Origin of the sequence: Bradyrhizobium sp. 215_C5_N1_1, assembly GCF_052075935.1 — a bacterium.
Taxonomy (GTDB): Bacteria; Pseudomonadota; Alphaproteobacteria; order Rhizobiales; family Xanthobacteraceae; genus Bradyrhizobium; species Bradyrhizobium barranii.
The window spans coordinates 2579861-2600206 of record NZ_CP197228.1 but is presented as its reverse complement, the minus strand read 5'-3'; the positions used below and the strand labels follow the sequence as shown (position 1 = coordinate 2600206).

The window sequence follows — 20346 nt, the reverse complement described above, 5'->3', positions numbered from 1 at the left end:
GGCGTCGAGCGAGGAATGATCGATCTCTGATTGGAGATCGGCTTGTGTCTAAGCTTGAACATATGCTTGAGCCCAGGACCTCGGTTCGTCTGGTCGAGGTCATCACGGAGAGCGGCCGACGCCGGCAGTTCTCGGCCGACGACAAGGCGCGGTTCGTCGAGGAGACGCTGGCCCCGGGAGCCGTGGTATCGGAGGTCGCGCGGCGGCACGGATTGTCGCCGCAACAGCTGTTTACGTGGCGCCGGCAAATGCGACAGCCGGTTGCGATCCCTGTGGCTCCCGAGCCGCAGACGTTCGTGCCCGCTGTCGTTACCCCATCGTCCACGCCGCCGGAGCGCTCACCGCGGCAGCGCCGACGCCTCCGGAAGGCGCTCGAGGGCGCCGAGAACAGCAGCATCATCGAGCTCGAGATCAACGGCGTCGCGGTCCGGGTCGGCCGCGGCGCGGATGCCGCGACGATTGCGGCCGTGATCCATGCGCTGAAGACCTGCACGTGATCGGTCCGACGGGCGCGGTGCGGGTGATGGTGGCGACCAGGCCGGTCGACTTCCGCAAGGGTGCCGAAGGGCTCGCGGCCCTGGTGCGTGAGAGCATCCAGGCCGATCCGTTCTCCGGCGCCGTGTATGTGTTCCGCGCCAAGCGCGCCGACCGGGTAAAGCTGATCTATTGGGACGGCACGGGTGTGTGCCTGTTCGCCAAGCGGCTTGAGACCGGTTCGTTCTGCTGGCCCAACGTGCAGGACGGCGTCATTCGCCTGACCGCGGCGCAGCTGTCAGCCTTGCTCGAAGGACTAGACTGGAAGCGCGTCCACGCCGCGCGCGAGACACCGTCGCCGATCCAAGCGAGTTGAACTGCGGCACAGTGAATCAGTATGCATGTCGCGCTCGCGGGATGCCGCGACGCATGGTGTAATCGCATCATGGCGACGACGGCCGACACGCTTCCGGACGATCCCGGCACGCTCAAGGCGATGCTGCTGGCCGAACGGGCGCGCGCCGCGCGGCTCGAGCAGATCATCAAGGAGTTGCAGCGTCATCGCTTCGGCCGCCGGGCCGAGACGCTGCCGGAGGACCAGTTGCTGCTCGGCCTGGAGGAGGTCGAGCAGGTCGAGGCGAGCAGTGATGCGGCGACCGATGCAGCCAATGCTGCCGAGCGATCGAGCCGAGCCGCACGGCGCCGCAGGAACAGAGGAGCGTTGCCGGCGCATCTGCCGCGGGTCGAGATGCTGGTCGACCTCGACGATCACGCCTGCCCGTGCTGTCAGCAGGCGCTGCACCGGATCGGCGAGGATGTGAGCGAACGACTGGATATCGTCCCGGCCCAGTTCCGGGTCCTAGTCGTAAGGCGGCCGAAGTATGCCTGCCGGGCCTGCGAGACCATGGTACAGGCACCGGCGCCAGCGCGGCTGATCGAGGGCGGGCTACCGACCGAAGCCACCGTGGCGCAGGTACTCGTCGCCAAATATGCCGACCATCTGCCGCTGTATCGGCAGGCTCAAATTTACGCCCGCCAGGGCCTCGAGCTGGATCGCTCGACCCTGGCCGATTGGGTCGGGCGGGCAGCCTTCCTGTTGCGGCCGGTGCATGAGCGACTGCTCGCGAGGCTGAAGCAGTCGCCAAAACTGTTTGCCGACGAGACCACCGCCCCGGTGCTCGATCCCGGACGCGGCCGCACCAAGACCGGCCAGCTCTGGGCCTATGCCCGCGACGACCGGCCCTGGGGCGGCACGGACCCGCCCGCCGTCGCCTATGTCTACGCTCCCGATCGCAAGGCCGAACGGCCGATCGTCCACCTCGCGGGTTTTGCCGGCATCCTCCAGGTCGACGGCTATGCCGGCTATCGGGTCCTGGCCGAGCGCGGTGACGTAGAACTGGCGTTCTGCTGGTCCCATGTGCGCCGGCGCTTCTACGAACTCGCCGCGGCCGGTCCCGCACCGATCGCCAGCGAGGCACTCGAACGTATCGCCGGGCTCTACGTCATCGAAGCCGAGATCCGCGGCCGCACCGCCGACGAGCGTCGCGCCGTCCGCCAAGAGAAGAGCCGGCCGATCGCCGACGAGTTCGAACCCTGGCTGCGCGCCAAGCTTGGTCTGATTAGCCAGAAGACCAAACTCGCGGAGGCCGTCCGATATGCGCTGTCGCGTTGGGACGGGCTGACGCGCTTCATTGCCGACGGCCGCGTCGAGATCGATTCCAACGTCGTCGAGCGCGCTATCCGCCCAATCGCGCTCAACCGCAAGAACGCCCTGTTCGCTGGCTCGGACGGCGGCGGCGAACACTGGGCCGTCATCGCCTCACTGATCGAAACCTGCAAACTCATCGGCGTCGAACCCCACGCCTATCTCGCCGACGTCATCACCCGCATCGTCAACGACCACCCGAACAGCCAGATCGACGAACTGCTACCCTGGGCCTATCTCGCTACCCAAGAACGCTGGCGCGTGGCCTGAGAACATCGCTTACCGCTGCGGTGACGCGCGTATCGCTCCGGCGGGGACCGCCTTGCGCGGTTCGATGGAGGATGAAGACATAGGCGTATGACTGATCATATGCCTATGCCGAAGGTTTCCCGACTTGAAGTCGTTTCGACGGGCGCTCGACGCCGTTGGACATTGCAAGAAAAGCAGCGGATCGTCACCGAGAGCTATGGCGGGCCGCGTCTGGTGTCGGTGACGGCACGACGCAACGGGCTGTCGACAAGCCAATTGTTCACGTGGCGCCGGTTGGCGCGCGACGGCAAGTTGAGCGGGGATACCGCGCCGGCGCTTGTTCCGGTTGAGATCACGCCTGGGGCGGCTCCGCTCTCGAGTGACGTGCCACAACCAGTGTCTTCACCGCCTGCGCAGCGTCCAAGGGCCGGCATTATCGAGATCGAGCTTGGCGAGGGCTGTCGCGTGCGCGTTGACCGGGACGTGGACACGGAGGCGCTGCAGCGGGTTCTTGAGCTTCTGAGACGGCGATGATCCCGATCCCGAGCGGCGTCAGGGTCTGGATTGCCACCGGCCACACCGACATGCGCCGCGGCATGCAAAGCCTGGCGCTTGCGGTCCAGGAGAGCCTGAAGCGCAATCCTCATGCTGGTGATCTCTACATCTTCCGCGGTCGCCGCGGCGATCTGGTCAAGATCCTCTGGCATGACGGGCTTGGCATGTCGCTCTACGCCAAGCGCCTGGATCGAGGCAAGTTCATCTGGCCGTCGGCGTCGGACGGCGCGGTATCAATCTCGGCGGCGCAGATGGCCTATATGCTGGAAGGAATCGACTGGCGGAATCCGCAGCTGAGCTGGCGGCCGCGGAGCGCGGGCTGAGCGCAAAATCCGCAGCTTTTTGCATTGTGGGGAGTCCCATCGCATCCAATCTGTGATTCACTGCGTCTCATGGATGCCGACCGCGACGCTGTTCCGGATGACATTGCCGCCCTGAAGAAGGCGCTGGCAGTCGAGCGCGCGAAGGGTTTGGAGATCGCCGCCGAACTCGCGGTCGCCCGCGCGAAAGCGTCGGAAGATGAAGCGCTGATCGCGCAGCAGAAGCTGCAGATCGCCAAGCTAAGGCATCAGATCTACGGCCAGCGGTCGGAGCGTTCGTCGCGCCTGATCGAGCAGTTGGCGCTGACGTTCGAGGAGCTGGAAGCCGACGCCACCGAGGACGAGCTCGCCTCGGAGCGGGCCGTGGCGAAGACGACGACGGTGCGCGGATTTACCCGCAAGCGCGCCGAGCGCCAGACCTTCCCCGAGCATTTGCCCCGGGAACGGGTGGTGGTTGATCCGCCGACGGCGTGCGAGTGCTGCGGTTCCAATCGCCTGCGCAAGCTTGGCGAGGATGTGACGCGCACGCTGGACGTGGTGCCGCGCCAGTGGAAGGTGATCGAGACGGTTCGGGAGAAGTTCTCCTGTCGCGACTGCGAAAAGATCAGCCAGGCACCTGCACCGTTCCATGCCGTCCCCCGGGGATGGGCTGGCCCGAGCCTCTTGGCGATGATCATGTTCGAGAAGTTCGGTCAGCATCAGCCTTTGAACCGCCAAGCCGAGCGCTATGTGCTGGAAGGCGTGCCAATAGCACTGTCGAGCATGGCAGATGCCGTTGGGGCGGTCTGTGCCTCGCTGGATCCCCTGCTGCGCCTGCTGGAAGCCCATGTCATGGGGGCCGAGCGCCTTCATGCCGATGACACGACCGTGCCGGTGCTGGCCAAGGGCAAAACCGATACGGGACGATGCTGGATCTACGTTCGGGACGACCGGCCGTTTGGGGGCACGGACCCGCCGGCGGCGATGTTCTATTACTCACGCGACCGCAAGGGCGAGCATCCTCAGGGGCATCTGGCCCGGTATGCCGGCATCCTGCAGGCCGACGCCTATGACGGGTATAACCAGCTCTATCTGGCGGGACGCCAGCCTGGACCGATCCGGGAGGCTGCCTGCTGGTCGCACGGACGGCGTCCGTTCTTTGCCATGGCCGACATCGAAGAGAATGCCCGGCGCAAGGCCACCGGCAAGAAGGAGATCCCGCTCTCGCCGATTGCGATCGAGGTCGTGAGGCGGATCGATGCGTTGTTCGAGATCGAACGCTCCATCAACGGCAGGAGCCCCAAAGGCCGTCTTCAGGTGCGGCAGGCGCTGAGCCGGCCTCTGGTCGAGGAGCTTCAAGTCTACATGCGGGAGCAGCTCGCCAAGCTGTCCCGGGGACACGACCTGGCCAAGGCGTTCAACTATATCCTGAAGCGTTGGGCGAGCTTCACCCTGTTCCTCGAGGAGGGGCGGGTATGCCTGTCCAACAATGCCGCAGAACGAGGCCTAAGAGGCATCGCCCTTGGACGGAAGTCCTGGCTGTTCTGCGGCTCTGATCGCGGAGGGCGGCGCGCGGCAGCTATGTACAGCCTCATCATCACCGCGAAAATGAACGGCATCGACCCGCAAGCCTGGCTGACCGACGTCCTCGCGCGGATCGCCGCCCATCCGTCGCATCGGCTTGACGAACTGCTGCCCTGGAATTGGACGCCGGCGTCAGCGAACTCCGCTCGAGCGGCATGACCACCCGCGTCAACAAGGTCCATCACGTCACCACCATCACCCGGGTCGCGAAAGACCTCGGCGAAGATGAAGATTGGCTACGAGACGTCGCCAACGAAATGGAGATCGAGGACGGCGCCATTTGGGTGTTCGGCGTTGGCGAAGACGGCGTTCAAGCGTTCACCGACTTCGGCATCGAGCGCCTCATCGAGCTCATCCAAATCTATAAAGAAAATCCGAGGTTGCTTAAGCGCTGGCCACCAGAATAATCCAATCAGGTCGCGGCCTACGCCGGATGCTTACTGACGCGCAATCGCTTTGATGTCTTCAACAACCTCACCGGAGTCGGCCTGACTCCGCAGGTCACACGCGCTGGGGCGGTGCCCTCGGTGTCGGCTGGGAATACGGTTTCTCGCCGAATTGGTCGTTCGGCATCGAATACGACCATCTCTGGATGGGGCGTGACAACACGTCCTTCGCGGGCGTGGTCACGCCAGGGGGCATCACCCTTCTCGGCAACGGGGTCAGTCAGGATGTGGACATGGTCACACTTCGGTTGAACTATCGTTTCGGCGGTTATTCGGCACCGGTCACCGCTCGCTATTGAACCGTACTTCCGCGCAGATTAGAGGTCCCGGCATGGCACCGGGGCCGCTCAATTAGGAACGGCAAAGGGTCTTCGCTTCGACCCGGCTGTCAATTCTGACGATCGAAGCCGGCGAGTTGCTGCCGGTCCAACAGTACGATCTGGCGGTGGGTGGCACCGATGAAGCCGAGGATGCCAAGCTTGCGCAGATGCGATAACGCCCGCGAAACGGTTTCCAGCTTGAGTCCAAGGTAGTCCGCGATATCACGCCGTGACATTGGCAGTGCCAAAATGCCGGCGTCGGTGAGCCGCTCGTCCATCTCAAGGATGAAGGCCGCGACGCGCTCGATCGAAGTTTTGCGTCCAAGGAGCAGCATATGGTCTTCCGCATGCTTCAGATTGCTGGTGGTCATGCGGAGCAGATGCTTGGCCAGCGCGCCATCACTGCCGGAAATTACATCGAGATTCTGTCGCCGAATGAGGCGAACCGTCGTGTCCACGACGGCTTCTGCCGTAGAACGGTGCAGGCTTCCATTCTCCAGTCCGAAGATATCGCCGGAAACGTAAAAGGCGCCGATTTGCCGGCGGCCATCACGAAGCAGCTTGTAGCTTCGTACCGCGCCTGACTTGACCTGATAGACATAATCGGCGGGTTCCTTTTCGCCGTAGATCTTGTTGCACTTCCGATAGGTAAGTTGGCTCAGGCTGACGATCGGATTGGTTTCGGTCGGTATCCCCAGTTCGCAAAGGGAGTGCGGATGAGGCACCGACACTGAGGTGATATGCATCAGCATTGGACCCATTCCTTAATCTTGTGATGATGGGCCTGGTAACCGTGCAATTCCGGTGCCGGGTTAGGGGCGTGCATGGTGACAAGATTTTCAGGGATAGTGCATTCTCGGTATTGTCCTAAAGTTCATTGCACCAAAGAACAACAATGCCCGAGTTCGGATCTGTTTGGTTGCGGCGCTGCGGCGCAGAAATCTGCCATCGGTCTGCAGCTTAAGACCGGCGCTACGGTGATTGTTGGTGGACGTGTTCAATTTGCTCCCCGACGCTTCCCCAATCCGAGAGCCTGAACACGCCGGTCGCGGCCGCCTGCGGAGTGGGCAGAACGCGGATCAACGGCGTCTGCGTTGCAAGGACGACGATCCGCCAAACCCGGCGTGCAGTGCGCAGGTGTCTCCGTTGGCAGGGAAATGTCTGTGCGATGTACGAATAGGAGCCGCGAGACTCGGCGTTTGGATCTTATCCGGACGCCGATCACCAGGTTCTGAAGCCGAACCAGCCGAACTGTCCTTGTCGTGCCGCCAGAAGCATCTGCGGCTGGACGTTTCGCCTCGGTCGAGCCGCAACATGCAACATCTTGCGTTGTCGCTTGCGATCGACGGTTTCAGGCGGGCGTGTATCCTGTTTCGGCAGCATCGCGAAAGAATTCGCCACCGCCGGGCTCAGTGGGACGGTAACGGGCGGTTCGGCCACATCCGATGAAGTTGCGACCTCGGTCGCCTCGGCCACGGGCGCAGCGGCGACGATCACCGGCGACTGGGTATCGAAGACAATACGCTCGGGCCATTTGCGATCTGAGTGGATAAGTACGGCCGGCCGGTCCGCAGCCGCCTGATCGACGGTCGGGGCCCTCGGCAGCCAATAATCTGCAACAAAGAGCAGTGCGAGCAACACTGCTCCGACCTTCCAGAAATATGCCGCCAGTGGCATGCCGGTCGCTCCGGTGCGCCCCGAAACATTGACCTGGGCTCTACGTCGTCTGTTACCTGCAGCAAGATGGCCACGAGCTGCTTGATATAGATCAAGCGCGTTCGATCGCTCGCGAACGCGCTCTAACTGCAGCCGGTAATGCGCGCAACTGCCTTCATGTACTTAAGATCAAGTGCGCGTCACCTCCGTCTGACCGATAGTTGCGAGCGGTCAGGCGATCCGAATTCAAGCAGGTCTCAAGATCGAACCTGATATGCGAGCACCATCCCAGGGCGCTCTTCTCTGCCTCTTCCTTGGAGGGGCCAAACCCCACAAAGGTCTGAACGTGCCCGGCCTCGCCGTCGGCCCTCGATACGAGATTGATTTCTGAGATGTAAAAGGACGAACACTGGGCGGCGCTGGTTCCCTGATTTAGATCAACGTAACCGCGCAGTGCGTCACCATTGTGGAGTGGGGCAACTCGCCTAGGAGATGGCCGATGTTGAAAATAGTAGTTGCCGGAACAACCGCACTCTTCCTTGCTGCATCCCCGATTGCCAACGCGCAAACCTCGCAAACCTCTTCTGCGACTCCGGAACGGTTAAATGCAGCCGACCGGAATACGCTGACGGACATGAGGATTGATCTGGTAAAGGCCGCGTTGCAGCTGACACCTGACCAGGAGAAATACTGGCCCGCTGTAGAGAGCGCCATTCGTGCCAGGGCGGAGGACCGGAAAGCCCGCCTTGCAAAAATCGGAGAAACAGTGGGTAGACGGGCCGACGAAAACCGTGTCGAAGCCCTGCGCAATCGTGACCCTATCACCTTCTTGCAGCGGCGCTCGGAAGCATTGGCTCAACGATCAGCCGATTTGGATAAACTCGCCGAGGCGTGGCAGCCACTCTACAAAACGCTTAATCCCGAACAGAGGCAGCGCATGGCGGCCATCGCGATTCTGGTACTCCACGATATGAGTGATGCCGTAGACCGGCGCCGTGCGCTGTCCGAGGACGAGGACTGAGCCAAAGCAGTTCAATTCGAACCTAATGCATAATGGTCGGAGCATACGCAGCTAACTGACTGTATGCCTAGACGATGTTTGCTAAGGGTCTTGGCTGTAGAAGCACACTTTTGTAGATGAGCCGATAGCAAGCCAAGACCGGCTCGGCCTCAGGCCGCGATCACATAGATCAGCGGCTTGATCCCGACGATGTTGATGACCCGTGTCAGGCCAGAACCGAGAGTGCCATCTCGGCGGCTACTTTTGGGAGCGTTCTAGTGAGGAAGTGGGTCCCTCCCATGCGTGCATTCATCGTGCCGAACGGATGCTCGACTGTCTCGCGACGTTGGCGCATAGCGAGCGGGTTCAGGCATTCAGGCAATAGTGTCCATTGCCCACGATCCGCCTGCTCAACGAAGCGCCTCTCTGCTTCCCCCGCAGAATCACGAGAGAATCATGGCAAAGCAGCAGCGTTTCCACACAGCCAGGGTCACGAGCCGCAATACTTGCGGTGAGCAAAATCAAGTCGGCTCTGCCGCCAACAGCAGACCTCAGCAAGACCTCCCACACTTGTCGCGATGACCCAGGAAAAGACCTCGCTCCGGCAAAGAAAACCGAATATCTCCAGCGCAAGCAACTCTTGGTCGAGCCGAGACTGCGTCATCGCCGTAATACAAATATCCCCCGCTGTTACCATTCTGTCACGGATTTCGACGCTGCTTGTGCCCTAGTATTGAATGCCGTCTAACTTGGGGCCCCGCGGTTCGCGGAGCGCTTTGCAGTAGCCGCCACTGGTTGCAAATGCCGCCCAGAGGTTTGCAATGAGATCAAACAAACCGGGAAGCCGCGTCATCAACTATGCGGCAGCGGTTGCTGCTCTCGTGCTTTGCGCTGATGTTTCGCATGCCGACCAGGGCGGTAGCTCGTTCTGGTTTCCGGGTCAGTTTGCGAGCCTCGTGGCCATGCAGCAGACACCGGGCTGGGCGCTCAGTGTCATCGATTACCATTCCGGCGTCGCCGCAACCGGGGGCGCTGCTGCGGCCAAAGAGATCCTGGCCGGCAAAATCCCCGCGAACGTCAACGTTAATCTAAATCTGAGTCTGAGCGGGCGGGCCGACCTGATCGCCCTTGCGCCATCGTATACTTTCACGACGGCGGTGCTTGGCGGGCAGTTGGTCGTAGGCATGTCCGGCCAGTACGGCAGAGCCGCCACCAGTATCGCCGGAACACTGACAGCGATAGCCGGACCGATTGTGATGACGCGCACCGGAATGCTCGAAGGCTCACTTACCTCCTACGGCGACCTCGCGCCATTCGCGCAACTGCTATGGAGCCATGGCGTCGACAATTACATGGCTTACGTCACGGGCAATATTCCCGTCGGCGACTATGATCCGACGCGGATTCCCAACATCGGGCTCGGGCACGGCGCGATCGACATTGGAGGCGCCTATACCTATTTCGACCCGGCGGCAGGAAACGAAATCTCGGGCGTCGCCGGCCTTACCTACAATTTCAGGAATCCTGATACCCTGTACCGGAGCGGCATCGATTTCCACTTCGACTGGGGCGCATCGCACTACCTCACCAAGCAGCTTTTCCTCGGCATTGTCGGATATGCCTACCAGCAAATCACCGACGATTCCGGCCAGAACCCGATCCTCGGTGGCTTCAGGTCACGCGTTTTCGGTGTCGGTCCGCAAATCGGGTACGGCTTCCCGGTCGCAGACATGCAGGGCTCCCTTAGCCTGAGGGGATACGGCGAATTCGGTGCAGCCAACCGTCCGTCAGGATGGAATACCTGGCTGACGTTCACCATTTCCCCGTCCGCGCCTGCCGCCATAGCGCGCACGAAGCATCTGGTTGTGAAATAAACCTCGTGCCAACCGGACGTCGGCTGCGATCGGCCGATGTCTCAAATGGGTCTAAATGCGAAGGACTCAACGTAAGCAAGTCGGCCTCGTTGAACGGACCTCAATGAGGCGTGTCACCACTTCGCTGAGGGGCCAGACCTGGACTCATCGCCGCAGCAAACGACATGCACGAACCGCAGTGATTTACTCAATCAATCGTCGGCGCGGGCGAGTGATCGAGCACTTTGATCACCGTCTCGTACCTTGTCGGCGCGCATCGCGCTCCGTTAGTAGACACCACGCCGCACGGCACGACGCGTATGGCGGTAATCGCGACGGTCGACACGACGCGCAGTCACGCGGGCGCGCCGATACGTGTAGGCCTGCGCTTGATCAACGCTTAACTCCACGACGCCACGCGATGTAACCTGCGGCGAGACTGGAATCGTCGCCAACACCACTGCCGCAAACAGCAGCCCGACAATTGAGTAAGCCCTCATTGCACCTACTCCTATTATCTACCATGGCCGTCAATGTCGGCCACTGTCACCAGATGTCAATGAATATGTGCAGCGCATCGAGCGACATAGTTTTCGCCAAAGCTTTGCACATGACTGCTCCAGATACTCAGGCCAGCAGGAAAAGGCGTCGAGGGGAATGGTGCACTGCGTTCATGCGCGCTGCACAAATCATGGAATGCTCATGTCTCAATTGGGTCAAAAGCAGCGGTGGACGCCAAGTTGGATCGGCGTCCGGTTTGCCCCTGACAGCCGACATGACACGCGCTCAATCGACCTTCGGCTAAGGGGCCAACAAACCGCCGCTGCCGCAAATTCTAAGACGCAAATTCCTTCGTTGATTGGTCAATAGCGCTTACTCAACTAGAGCGCGCACATTTCCAAATTTTCCCGACTGTTGCCGCTTAGGCACATCGAATGCCAGTCGGCTCAGCTAGGTTCGAGCTGGAACGCCGGACATCCAAAAAAGAACCGGCATCGTTCGGGTGAAACGTGGATGGAGCGAGAATAATGAGGAAGATTTTGTTAAGTGGCGTGGCCTTGCTGGCAGTGAGCATGGCGGCCCCCGCGTCGGCGGCTGATATGGCGGCACGCCCCTACACCAAGGCGCCGCCGCCGGTGGTCGCTCCGATCTATGACTGGACCGGTTTCTACATCGGCGCCAACGGCGGATGGGGCCAAAGCCACAATTGCGTGGATTTCGTCACGCTCGCAGGCACAGTTGCAAGCGGTTGCCGGGATCGGTCGGGTGGCGTTGTCGGCGGGCAGGTCGGGTATCGCTGGCAATCCAATCAATTTGTGTTCGGATTGGAAGCGCAGGGCGATTGGGCCGACCTCAGCAACACGCGCGTCAGCCTGTTCAACCCGACGCTTTCAACCACAGTTAAGACCGACGCCATCGGTCTCTTCACGGGCCAACTCGGTTGGGCGTGGAACGCGTCACTGCTCTACGTGAAGGGCGGCGCGGCCGTAACCAGCAATCGCCTGACAATATTCGACAACACCACCGGGATCGGTCTGGTCTCGGCAGATAACACGCGCTGGGGCGGCGCGCTGGGTGTCGGCTGGGAGTATGGCTTCGCACAAAACTGGTCGGTCGGTGTTGAATACGATCATCTGTGGATGGGACATGCGAACAACTCCTTCTCCGTGGCCGATCCGCGGCTTGCGGCCGTACTCAACGACCGGATCAGCCAAGACGTGGATATGGTCACTGTGCGCTTCAACTATCGCTTCGGCGGGTATGGAAAAGCTCCTGTCGCGGCGAGATACTGATCGCTCCAGTCTGCGCAAACCAAAGCCCCGGCTCGCCGGGGCTTTTTTGCGGGCTATGTATGGCTAGCGGTTGCTGCATCTTTGCAATGTCTGAGGTGGGTGAGAGCGCCGGTTTACAGATGTTGCGGCTGCTTTCGGTCAGCCCAATAAGCCGACGATAGTTGAGCGGCCTCGAACTTCTCAGGCCGGAGTTGCTGCGAGACCGACGCATCCTCACTCTCTCGCCGGTAGGGGCGCTCGCGAGAAAGCTAACTTTGAGCGGCTCGCCCAGGAAATCGATCCCTTTGTCGCGGCGAATGGAGAGCTGGCCGGCCTAATGATATTCGCAAAGGCCTTTCCGGGCTGGGACAGCTCAAGCTCGTCGGAGGCTATCATCGACAGGTGAAGCGCGTGGTCGTCGTGACTGACAGCGAGCTCTTCAAGGCCATACCGCGGATGGCGAAGCACTTTGTCTCGGCGCAAGTTCGTCGATTTTCGTCCGATCAAAAAGCGGAGACGCTGGCGTGGCTGGAAGCGCAATGATCCATATCGGCGTGATCCGCCCATAGTGCGCCCGCCAGGACAAGCCCCGGCTCATAGGATGGAAGTATCGGGCTTCTGTTTGATCCAGATCAACCTCCCTTTGTTAAGCAGCGCTGCACTAACACGGCCTGTGGCAAGCACCGACGCAGGCGAGACGTGCCCCTCTTATCGACGATGGCCTTGAGGGCGCAGGCTTTCACTGCCGTCGCGTCACAGATGGAGCCTTCCGATGTGGATCCTGATGTACGTCTTCTCGTATTCAGTTAGTCCGGCCGCCACAAATGACAGAGCGGAATGGAGGGTCCTTCCGACCGTGGTATTCCAGGAATTTTCCAGTGAAGAGCGCTGCCTGGCAGCGAAGTCCAAACTGGAGGAGCGCTTGAAGGAGGCGGGAGCCAGGATGAGAAGCGGTTTGGAAGACTTGAAGAGCCTGGGTCAGGCTGACCCAGCGCAGATCATCATTGCCTTCAACGTCGAATGCGTACCGAAGTAGAGGCAGTGAACCACGACCGCGCCGCGCGCCAGACGGGAAGTCCTTGTCGAAAGCAACAATCGTTCGCAGGCTAGTTCTTCGACAAGTTTGGACGGGGGAAGGGAATCGAACCCTCGTATTCAGCTTGGAAGTCAGACGCGGCCGCCGGGTACGGCAAACTGTCAGAAACCATTCGGCGGTCGCAAGAAATGTAAGCGCATAGCCGTCCGATAACTGCGGGTGTCCCACGATCGCCTCAGATTGCCGCTCCAAACCTACGAAGGGTTCATTCCGGAGGCAGGCTGCCGAGTCCTGCTACCCGCTACCCGAACGCCCAGTGACGTCGTTCCTGCCGCAACACATTCGAACGTAGTACCGGGGTCAATGCAATGTTGAGAGGCACAAACATGAAATTCCTGACGGCATTGCTCGCTGCAGCATTTTCACTGGGATACGCGGGCCCAAGCGATGCCGTGGTGAGGATTACCAACGATCGGGGTGGGTTGATCCAACGTTACTTCGATCGGTACGAAAACTTGAAGAACACGGGCCAGACTGTGATCATCGATGGCCTCTGCGCCTCGGCCTGTACGATCGTCCTAGCTAAGATCCCTTCGGAAAGAATCTGCGTAACTGAAAGGGCAAATCTTGCCTTCCACGCAGCCTGGGACCTGGGGGCTGGCGGACGCCAAATTACAAATCCAGAAGCCACACGAATAATGTATTCAATGTACCCGGCTCCGGTTCGGAATTGGATCGCAACGCGTGGTGGTTTGTCTCGTCACACAATCTTCCTGCGCGGCGCGAGGCTTAAGGCGATATTTCCTCCTTGCTATCTAGACGCTGCGGTTTTCCTGCGCTCGTAGTTGATCAGATGCTGGTCTAACCCAGCCGTTCCGCGCGAGGCGTTAACATATTGGCGACGAACCACTGTGCACCCTGAATGGGTATTGTGCCGCCGGCAGCGAACTTCATTCGATCATGCAATGAGGAGGACAAGGATTCAGGCGAGGGTCTGCGGGGCAGAGACTTCCTCAATTCGAGCGACCTCGTAACTTCCCAACGTCGGCATATTGCTGCGCGAACCGCCGGGCCTCCTCTGCGCATGGCTTAGGCTCAGGTACGTTTTTGCCTGGGTCGTCGTCAGAGTTGTCCGTAGATCTCACGGTATAAGGTGGTAATGGTTCAAGCCTATCCGGCCCACTGCGGATTCAACTAGGCCCTTGAGGTCAAAAACCGCCCAGTAGCCCTGAAAGGCGTGAATGAAACGCCAGCGATGAGTCAGTCGACCAGGCTACCGCAAACGCCCACACGAGCACTCCGAGCAAGTACGATACTCTGATCGCAGCGCCCGCTCGATCGATCCCGTTCAGACCGTCGTGGTGCACCCCTGCGACGAGACCTCCCTGCGCTGCGGCGTCCTCGACAGCGCCAGCGCGGGCATCATCCGACCGATCCTGGTGGGTCCGGAGGGAAAGATCAGAGACACGGCCGACACTCACGGGCTCGACATCGCGAGAATCGAAATCGTCGATGCGCCGCACAGCGAGGCGGCCGCCGCTAATGCCGTCGAACTGATCCACGCTGCCCACGGCGAGATGCTGATGAAAGGCAGTCTGCACACCGACGAGCTGATGTGTAGCATCACGGCCAAGGCCGGCGGTCTACGCATGGACCGGGCCACAACCAGACATCGGCATCTGATCGATCACCTCGTTAGCGCGCAGTAGGAATGGTCCGAGCGAGTCGTTGAAAACGTAAAGCGCGTCCTGCGCGACCACTGAGCGACACCACGTCTCGCGGCGGCGGTGAGGCCCCCGCTCGGCCCGCGCGTGCGGCAACTCCTACCAACCACTCAACGGAAATCTACTGGTTCGCCCGTTCGGCGTCGGCGGTAGCCATGTATTTCGATTGGAAATGCGCAACCCGCTCGCGCCACATTCCGACGAACGCCCCCGATGTCAGCTTATCCACCGATTTCCACTCGGCTTTGACGGCCGGAAGGGTATTCCGCCAGATCGCGCGTTTGCACCATTTTTCGCGTTTCTCCCTCCCTTCGCTGGTGGCACACATGGATTTCCAAGCGATGCGATCGGGTTGGCTGATGTGCTCGGCGGCGCCTTCCCAGCCTTGTTGATGGATCAAGTAAAGATCACTCAAGGTCGGCTTCTTCTGCGTCACCCACTCGAACAGAATGCCTTCGGTAATGACCTTGTAGGCTGCCGCAATGGCATTGTCGCGGGGATCAAGAATCTGCCCGGAGCCGAATTTGTTGAACTCGTACTTGCTCAGTTGAAACAGGCCGATATACGACCCCGTGCGCTGCTTGGGGTCGAAACCGGACTCGATCTTGGCAACCGCTTTCATGAAATGGAAGTCCAGACCGAAAGCGTCGGAAGCGCGCTTGATCTCCTCGACCGGCGTTCCGACCGGGATGTCCTTGAGTGACTTTAAGACGATCTCCGCCGGTTTCTCGGCAGGAGGCAGTTCGGACCAGACGTAATAGATGAGATAGCGAAAATCCTGCGTCACCGGCGCCGAGTTGGAGGCATTGCGCGTTGTCGGCCCCGGTTGGGCGACATCATGGTGGCCCAAGTCCACCGATTCCTGCACGGGCGGTAAATCGGCCGACAGCATCTGCGACGGATCGGGCAACGCAGCCACGACGATCGATTCCGGCTTATCCGAAGCCGCCGTCGTGTCGGTGGCCGTCCCCGCCGCGGGTTCGGCGGCCGTCGCCACTTCGGCGCCAGCCACAGCAGCGTTCGCGACAACGGTGTTAGCGACAACGGCGTTGTCCATTGCGATTGCCTGCGGTTCATCCGCGAGCCTGGCGTTGGCGGCGAGCGATGCTGCGCGATCCTCGATTGGCACTGCGCCGATGTTTCGGTGCCGGCCGAACCGAAGCCAGCCAGCCAGCCAACGATCCCCCCGCGAGAACGACCGTTCCGCAAAACGTCGGCACCACTGCCGTAAATCGCCGCGGGTTCATCATCCCGTCGCCTCCAAAGGCCCCACCCGAGCAATGCTGCACAGCCAAGCACGCGACGGGTGAATTTTCGGGTCGAGACATGGCCGCGCAATGGCGCAAACCGCGGTTCATCATCTTTTCCACGAAGTGTTGCCCGCATGCAACGCGCCGGCGGCAAGCAATTGTTCTGCGACGTAAGCGTGTTGGGAAGTTTCGGACCCATGCGACGCATGCGGCTAGTTCGCGGCGAGCCGGTCATGGTGAATGTCGGACCAACAGGTGCGCTTGAGTGGCCGTAGTCGGGGATGCCGTCCCTTCGAGCGGTCTGTCGTTGACGATTTATGGGATCATCTGAGCGAACCGAACCCATTGCCCAAGATCAAAGCGTCCGTCGCAACGGCCCTCACACCGTACATTGATCGGCCCGGCGATCAGCGCGACGGCTATTGCCGATTGTCTTCTTCCGGCAGATTGGCCTCGTCATTGGAATTGGTCCAATTTTCGACCCACTGCGACCAGATTTGAAGACGAGGCTATGGTCGGTAACGCCACGCTTTTTGCGTTGGACCTCGCATGCAACTTCACTGCATGAGGCACTGAATGAGGAGGCAGACTCCAATAATAGCTTTCGCCGCTTTCATGCTCTCTACAGGGATCGCACACGCTCAGTTTCCGTTTTGGCCGCAGGACAGGTTCTGGCCAGGCCACTACGCTCCGTTCAAACACAAGCACTATCACCGGCAGACAAACTCTGGATCTGCGAAGAACGCTCGGCCCGAGGCCCCTCCGAAGGGCCCGCTCCAGATCATCATCTCGATCGCTGACCAACGGGTCTCGCTTTTTGACAACGGGGCACTGATCGCACGCTCGACGGTGTCCACGGGAACTCAGGGGCATCCTACACCCCTGGGCGTATTCAGCGTGATCAGCAAACAACGATGGCACCGCTCAAATATTTATAGCTCTGCCCCCATGCCCTACATGCAGCGCATCACCTGGTCAGGGATTGCGTTGCATGCCGGTGTCGTGCCTGGGCATCCGGCGTCACACGGCTGCATCCGTTTGAAAAATGACTTTGCCATTCGACTCTGGCATCTCACGAAGCGCGGCACGCGCGTGATCATTGCGCACCACGATGTCCAGCCGGTCGAGATAACCAGTCCGCACCTCTTTAAGCCGAAAGCAGTGTCCGGTTCGCCGGAATTTCAGGCTGCCACAGTCGTGGGTAAGAGCGTTAGCACAGCCGCGGCAACGCATGGATCACCGGTGTCCAAGACCGAGACTCCAGAAGCCACTAGTCTCCAGGTTCCAAACTCGGCTGCCGCTGAAGGCACACCCAGAAAGATGGCCCCGATCTCCGTCTTCGTGAGTCGTAAGTTGAGCAAGCTCTTCGTGCGTCAGGGCTTCTCGCCGTTGTTTGATGTTGCGGTCAAGATCGAAAATCCGGAGGAGCCCCTTGGAACGCACGTGTTTACTGCAATGGAATTCCAGAGCGAGGGAGCGGCTATTCGCTGGACCGTCGTGTCGATTCCGGACGAATTTCCTCGCATCGAGGATGCCACAAAAGAACGCGAAGCGCCCGTGAAGCAAACCGCCCTATCGGTACCGTCTCCCGATAAAGCCAACGCTGTCCTCAACCGCATCGAAATACCGCGGGATACCGTTGAGAGGATCTCTAAACTTCTGACGCCGGCCTCTTCATTGATTATTTCCGACGACGGATTTAGCCACGAGACGGGAAAAGACACGGATTTCATCGTTGTAACGCATTGATGCGGCGGCGCAACCCACCGACATACGATGCCGCTGCGCAACCCGCTGGAATTGTTCGACCGCAAATCTGGTGCAAGATTCTTGACCTCCGCACCTAACCCAAAGCAGCGCGGTCCGTTCTGGGTCCAATCGCGTCAGTTTGGGCGATGACTGCGGACTTCTGCTCCCCCACATGAACAGACATCGTCACCGCCCGCCATTAGCGACGGGTTGAAGAATGTTAGCCCCCAGTGGCAATTATTTCGTTCGCCCGTCGTGCCGGACGAGGATGCCTCGTCCCAACTCGGCGATTGCAGACTAAAGAAGCTGCGGGACTCCAGAGCACATTAGTCGGGATTGTTTTGGCGGTCGGTCTTGTGAGGGCTTTGCTGAAGCATGCTTTCCAAGGAATATTCCCTCCCGTCGGGTGCCAGGAAGCAAGATCCGCGAGCCGCACGCCAGAGCGGGTTCACTCGACGAGTACGCGATAAACCGAGGCTCGGCCGATCTTCAACGTCTTCAATCGCAGACGCCTCACGGCGGAGGCATCAACAGCCGAGAGACCGGTGCGGCCTAGTCCGCTCGACCATCCATCGCAATCTGCATCAATTCGGCATCGCTCAACTGCTCGACCATCCTACTTGATCGTCGCGTGCACTGTGATGACCGACGTGCCAGAAGCCCTCGGCCCCTTACCTGTTGCCCTAATGGCAAAGGTGTCATTTCCTTTGTATCTGGCCTTTGTCTTGTATTCGTAAGTTGCAACGTTGAGCTTTTTCAGCTTGCCGTGTGCCGGCTTTTGCGAGATTTCCGAGCTACTCGCCGCGCCGCGCAACGTGATCGGGAAGATGCAACTATCTCCAGACGCGACGCTGATGTCGCCGGTCGAGTTCTCGCCCAATCCGCCAGCTCCATTGATCTGGAACATTCCGGAGCTGCCAACGCGATAGAAAAATAAGTGGGGCTGGAAGCTCCCACGATAAGCGCCACAATAAGCCAAACTGGACAACCGCATCACGGGCTCCTCGATATGCGAGCCGCTGACCATGGCTTGGTGCAGTCTTCATTCAGACCAGACGTCACGACGGTCGTTGACCTGCGCAGGCGTCCAGTCGGGGCGATCCTATTCACATAAGCATGCTTTCCGCACACTTTTTCCCTCCCCCACCCCTTTGGTCAGAATTCTTGGGCTGGTCTGATCTTGCAGCCCCATGCTTGCAAACGCGCCATCGTGCTCGGCGATGAGCTGTGAGTCATTGCACGACGAATTGGATTTCCGAAGAAAGTGGATTCCGATTTGCGGGTCCATCCGATATATTGATCCGCGTTTACAGATAGACGCTCGATCACGTGTAATTCTCGGGAGGACAAATATTCTATGCGCGCAGCCGTTTCTTACATTCGCGTATCAAAGCCGAAGCAAGGTCGCAGTGGTCTCGGCTTGGAGGCGCAGCAAGCTGCAATCAGATCCTTCTGCACACAACATGGCTTCAACATCGAAGCCGAGTATCGGGAGGTCGAGACCGGAAAAGGCGCTGATGCACTGGAGCGCAGGCCCGAGCTCGCAGCCGCGATGAAGTACGCTCGCAAGCTTGGTCGAGGCGGCAAGGCAGGCGCGGCTCCGATCATCATTGCCAAACTGGACCGTCTCAGCCGTGACGTTCACTTCATCAGCGGCCTGATGGTGCAGCGCATCCCCTTCATCACGCCGCGGTGGCCGAGAAAGAGCGCGAGCGCATCGCTCAACGTACCAGAGAAGCTCTCGCAGCCGCCAAGGCTCGCGGCCAGGTGCTCGGCAATGCCGCAATCGGGGAAGCCCGCAAGGCCGAAGCGGACCTGCACGCCGAGCATTTCCGGCCCATTATCGAGCCGCTACGCGACCTCCCCGCCAAGCGCATCTCCGCGATCCTGAATGAGCGCGGGATCGTCACCGCGCGTGGAGGTACGTGGCAAGCTACTCAGGTCATCAGAATGCTCAGTCGCTTGCGTCTTTCAGGCGACGACCTTGGGCTCAGATCGGATCATCCGACCTAACCTTCACCGGCGGGATCAGCAACATCGTCTCTACGCTCGACCCGCCGCCCGCCGCGATGCGATACAGCTCGGCGTCGGTAAGCTCGTGGATCGGTACATCTTGCCGATCAACGACCTGCACGGCCTTGCCATCCAGGCGATCGATCAGCTCATGGATGTAGGCGAGATTACCCTGCTCCGCCTTGTCGAGCAGTTGGTCTGCGACCCTCCGCAGAGCGAGCGGACGACTGCGCAGTGCCATCCGGAGTGCGTCGTTGAACGGCTTTTCCCTGTTCACACTTCCGATGGGCCGTCCCATGGCATCCCTATATCCGCTCTGACATCATTATGATTCTATACTCATTTTTTCAGTGGAACTACTGCCTGCCGCGGCCTTGCGCCTCACTCACCGGTCCGGCATTCAGAAGCTCCCCACCTGCAGGTTCGACAATCGTCTCCACCCAATCAAAGAAGCTGTCATCGTCGAGCTCGCTCAGTGTCCAGGCGTTGACCCAAACCGTTGGGCCATAATCGTCTATCCAGTCTTCAAGATACTCCACGTCGAAATCGCGTTCTATCAGTTCGGCAATTCCACCGTTCATGTCATTGGGGTTATAAAACATCACTTGGGCGAGCATTTTTCTCAGCATAGCCGGCCTCCGGCGTAAACGCACCCCGGACC

General features: G+C 60.2%; 21 protein-coding genes and 3 pseudogenes. 17 read left to right on the top strand and 7 right to left on the bottom strand.

The window, feature by feature from the left end; genetic code table 11:
* Window positions 1–62: 62 nt before the first annotated feature.
* From tnpA (AB7G19_RS12095) to AB7G19_RS12060, 8 genes and pseudogenes are all read left to right on the top strand, one after another.
* The gene (tnpA, locus tag AB7G19_RS12095; RefSeq protein ID WP_085399365.1) at window positions 63–497 is read left to right on the top strand and encodes an IS66-like element accessory protein TnpA; all 435 of its coding nucleotides are present in this window, start codon (window positions 63–65) and stop codon (window positions 495–497) included.
* On the top strand, window positions 494–850 hold the full coding sequence (tnpB, locus tag AB7G19_RS12090) for an IS66 family insertion sequence element accessory protein TnpB (protein ID WP_007606730.1): 357 nt from the start codon (window positions 494–496) through the stop codon (window positions 848–850). The genes tnpA (AB7G19_RS12095) and tnpB (AB7G19_RS12090) overlap by 4 nt, the downstream gene beginning before the upstream one ends.
* A 69-nt stretch (window positions 851–919) precedes the next feature.
* Entirely contained in the window at window positions 920–2449 is a 1530-nt protein-coding gene (tnpC, locus tag AB7G19_RS12085; RefSeq protein ID WP_283018506.1) for an IS66 family transposase, read from the top strand.
* Between the two features lie 87 nt (window positions 2450–2536).
* Window positions 2537–2962, top strand: a complete 426-nt coding sequence (tnpA, locus tag AB7G19_RS12080) for an IS66-like element accessory protein TnpA (protein ID WP_283017312.1) — start codon at window positions 2537–2539, stop codon at window positions 2960–2962.
* Window positions 2959–3306, top strand: coding sequence for an IS66 family insertion sequence element accessory protein TnpB (gene tnpB / locus AB7G19_RS12075; RefSeq protein WP_283017311.1), 348 nt, complete (start codon window positions 2959–2961; stop codon window positions 3304–3306). Before tnpA (AB7G19_RS12080) ends, tnpB (AB7G19_RS12075) begins: the two co-directional genes overlap by 4 nt.
* Before the next feature lie 69 nt (window positions 3307–3375).
* Complete coding sequence (gene tnpC, locus AB7G19_RS12070; RefSeq protein ID WP_283017310.1) at window positions 3376–5025, top strand: IS66 family transposase; 1650 nt, start codon at window positions 3376–3378, stop codon at window positions 5023–5025.
* Entirely contained in the window at window positions 5022–5273 is a 252-nt protein-coding gene (locus AB7G19_RS12065) for a hypothetical protein (RefSeq protein ID WP_283017309.1), read from the top strand. The genes tnpC (AB7G19_RS12070) and AB7G19_RS12065 overlap by 4 nt, the downstream gene beginning before the upstream one ends.
* Before the next feature lie 24 nt (window positions 5274–5297).
* Window positions 5298–5611: pseudogene (locus AB7G19_RS12060) on the top strand (outer membrane protein); the annotation flags it as partial.
* Window positions 5612–5700: 89 nt separating this feature from the next.
* On the opposite strand, the gene AB7G19_RS12055 reads toward AB7G19_RS12060, so the two are convergent.
* Together AB7G19_RS12055 and AB7G19_RS12050 are read right to left on the bottom strand one after the other, a co-directional pair.
* Window positions 5701–6384: a helix-turn-helix domain-containing protein gene (locus AB7G19_RS12055; RefSeq protein WP_038945731.1), complete on the bottom strand. Its 684-nt coding sequence runs from the start codon at window positions 6382–6384 to the stop codon at window positions 5701–5703.
* A 469-nt stretch (window positions 6385–6853) separates the two neighbouring features.
* Window positions 6854–7309, bottom strand: coding sequence for a hypothetical protein (locus AB7G19_RS12050; RefSeq protein WP_049808110.1), 456 nt, complete (start codon window positions 7307–7309; stop codon window positions 6854–6856).
* A gap of 478 nt (window positions 7310–7787) precedes the next feature.
* On the opposite strand from AB7G19_RS12050, the gene AB7G19_RS12045 reads away from it, so the two are divergent.
* The 7 genes and pseudogenes from AB7G19_RS12045 to AB7G19_RS12015 form a co-directional block, all read left to right on the top strand.
* Window positions 7788–8309 (top strand): Spy/CpxP family protein refolding chaperone, encoded by a 522-nt coding sequence (locus AB7G19_RS12045; protein WP_038945733.1) that lies wholly within the window; start codon window positions 7788–7790, stop codon window positions 8307–8309.
* 800 nt (window positions 8310–9109) lie between these two features.
* Window positions 9110–10162, top strand: coding sequence for a SphA family protein (locus tag AB7G19_RS12040; protein WP_166086967.1), 1053 nt, complete (start codon window positions 9110–9112; stop codon window positions 10160–10162).
* Between the two features lie 1007 nt (window positions 10163–11169).
* Complete coding sequence (locus AB7G19_RS12035; RefSeq protein WP_038953383.1) at window positions 11170–11934, top strand: outer membrane protein; 765 nt, start codon at window positions 11170–11172, stop codon at window positions 11932–11934.
* A 321-nt stretch (window positions 11935–12255) separates the two neighbouring features.
* Window positions 12256–12456 (top strand): STAS/SEC14 domain-containing protein, encoded by a 201-nt coding sequence (locus AB7G19_RS12030; protein ID WP_085398422.1) that lies wholly within the window; start codon window positions 12256–12258, stop codon window positions 12454–12456.
* A 229-nt stretch (window positions 12457–12685) separates the two neighbouring features.
* Window positions 12686–12949, top strand: a complete 264-nt coding sequence (locus tag AB7G19_RS12025) for a hypothetical protein (protein ID WP_038945657.1) — start codon at window positions 12686–12688, stop codon at window positions 12947–12949.
* 386 nt (window positions 12950–13335) lie between these two features.
* Window positions 13336–13794 (top strand): hypothetical protein, encoded by a 459-nt coding sequence (locus AB7G19_RS12020; RefSeq protein WP_283018505.1) that lies wholly within the window; start codon window positions 13336–13338, stop codon window positions 13792–13794.
* 472 nt (window positions 13795–14266) lie between these two features.
* Window positions 14267–14607, top strand: a pseudogene (locus tag AB7G19_RS12015) (phosphate acetyltransferase); the annotation flags it as partial.
* A 187-nt stretch (window positions 14608–14794) separates the two neighbouring features.
* Here AB7G19_RS12015 and AB7G19_RS12010 read toward each other — a convergent pair.
* Entirely contained in the window at window positions 14795–15730 is a 936-nt protein-coding gene (locus AB7G19_RS12010; RefSeq protein ID WP_283018504.1) for a transglycosylase SLT domain-containing protein, read from the bottom strand.
* A 769-nt stretch (window positions 15731–16499) separates the two neighbouring features.
* Between AB7G19_RS12010 and AB7G19_RS12005 the strand changes: the two genes are divergently transcribed.
* On the top strand, window positions 16500–17672 hold the full coding sequence (locus AB7G19_RS12005; RefSeq protein WP_135217228.1) for a L,D-transpeptidase: 1173 nt from the start codon (window positions 16500–16502) through the stop codon (window positions 17670–17672).
* A 616-nt stretch (window positions 17673–18288) separates the two neighbouring features.
* Here AB7G19_RS12005 and AB7G19_RS12000 read toward each other — a convergent pair.
* On the bottom strand, window positions 18289–18579 hold the full coding sequence (locus AB7G19_RS12000; protein ID WP_283018503.1) for a hypothetical protein: 291 nt from the start codon (window positions 18577–18579) through the stop codon (window positions 18289–18291).
* 450 nt (window positions 18580–19029) lie between these two features.
* Between AB7G19_RS12000 and AB7G19_RS11995 the strand changes: the two are divergent.
* Window positions 19030–19272, top strand: a pseudogene (locus tag AB7G19_RS11995) (recombinase family protein); the annotation flags it as partial.
* A 41-nt stretch (window positions 19273–19313) separates the two neighbouring features.
* On the opposite strand, the gene AB7G19_RS11990 reads toward AB7G19_RS11995, so the two are convergent.
* The 3 genes from AB7G19_RS11990 to AB7G19_RS11980 form a co-directional block, all read right to left on the bottom strand.
* Window positions 19314–19502, bottom strand: coding sequence for a hypothetical protein (locus tag AB7G19_RS11990; RefSeq protein WP_346283430.1), 189 nt, complete (start codon window positions 19500–19502; stop codon window positions 19314–19316).
* Window positions 19503–19662: 160 nt separating this feature from the next.
* Window positions 19663–19983 carry a hypothetical protein gene (locus tag AB7G19_RS11985; RefSeq protein WP_038945181.1) on the bottom strand — a complete coding sequence of 107 codons (321 nt, stop codon included), beginning with the start codon at window positions 19981–19983 and terminating at the stop codon, window positions 19663–19665.
* 58 nt (window positions 19984–20041) lie between these two features.
* The gene (locus AB7G19_RS11980; protein ID WP_283018502.1) at window positions 20042–20314 is read right to left on the bottom strand and encodes a hypothetical protein; all 273 of its coding nucleotides are present in this window, start codon (window positions 20312–20314) and stop codon (window positions 20042–20044) included.
* Between the last annotated feature and the right edge of the window lie 32 nt (window positions 20315–20346).

Coding starts and splice junctions, on each gene's coding strand:
- tnpA (WP_085399365.1), top strand. CDS start 63: ATGCTTGAGCCCAGGACCTCGGTTCGTCTGGTCGAGGTCATCACGGAG.
- tnpC (WP_283018506.1), top strand. CDS start 920: ATGGCGACGACGGCCGACACGCTTCCGGACGATCCCGGCACGCTCAAG.
- tnpA (WP_283017312.1), top strand. CDS start 2,537: ATGACTGATCATATGCCTATGCCGAAGGTTTCCCGACTTGAAGTCGTT.
- tnpB (WP_283017311.1), top strand. CDS start 2,959: ATGATCCCGATCCCGAGCGGCGTCAGGGTCTGGATTGCCACCGGCCAC.
- tnpC (WP_283017310.1), top strand. CDS start 3,376: ATGGATGCCGACCGCGACGCTGTTCCGGATGACATTGCCGCCCTGAAG.
- AB7G19_RS12065 (WP_283017309.1), top strand. CDS start 5,022: ATGACCACCCGCGTCAACAAGGTCCATCACGTCACCACCATCACCCGG.
- AB7G19_RS12055 (WP_038945731.1), bottom strand. CDS start 6,384: ATGCTGATGCATATCACCTCAGTGTCGGTGCCTCATCCGCACTCCCTT.
- AB7G19_RS12050 (WP_049808110.1), bottom strand. CDS start 7,309: ATGCCACTGGCGGCATATTTCTGGAAGGTCGGAGCAGTGTTGCTCGCA.
- AB7G19_RS12045 (WP_038945733.1), top strand. CDS start 7,788: ATGTTGAAAATAGTAGTTGCCGGAACAACCGCACTCTTCCTTGCTGCA.
- AB7G19_RS12040 (WP_166086967.1), top strand. CDS start 9,110: ATGAGATCAAACAAACCGGGAAGCCGCGTCATCAACTATGCGGCAGCG.
- AB7G19_RS12035 (WP_038953383.1), top strand. CDS start 11,170: ATGAGGAAGATTTTGTTAAGTGGCGTGGCCTTGCTGGCAGTGAGCATG.
- AB7G19_RS12025 (WP_038945657.1), top strand. CDS start 12,686: ATGTGGATCCTGATGTACGTCTTCTCGTATTCAGTTAGTCCGGCCGCC.
- AB7G19_RS12020 (WP_283018505.1), top strand. CDS start 13,336: ATGAAATTCCTGACGGCATTGCTCGCTGCAGCATTTTCACTGGGATAC.
- AB7G19_RS12010 (WP_283018504.1), bottom strand. CDS start 15,730: ATGGACAACGCCGTTGTCGCTAACACCGTTGTCGCGAACGCTGCTGTG.
- AB7G19_RS12005 (WP_135217228.1), top strand. CDS start 16,500: ATGAGGAGGCAGACTCCAATAATAGCTTTCGCCGCTTTCATGCTCTCT.
- AB7G19_RS12000 (WP_283018503.1), bottom strand. CDS start 18,579: ATGTTCCAGATCAATGGAGCTGGCGGATTGGGCGAGAACTCGACCGGC.
- AB7G19_RS11990 (WP_346283430.1), bottom strand. CDS start 19,502: ATGCTCGGCGTGCAGGTCCGCTTCGGCCTTGCGGGCTTCCCCGATTGC.
- AB7G19_RS11985 (WP_038945181.1), bottom strand. CDS start 19,983: ATGGGACGGCCCATCGGAAGTGTGAACAGGGAAAAGCCGTTCAACGAC.
- AB7G19_RS11980 (WP_283018502.1), bottom strand. CDS start 20,314: ATGCTGAGAAAAATGCTCGCCCAAGTGATGTTTTATAACCCCAATGAC.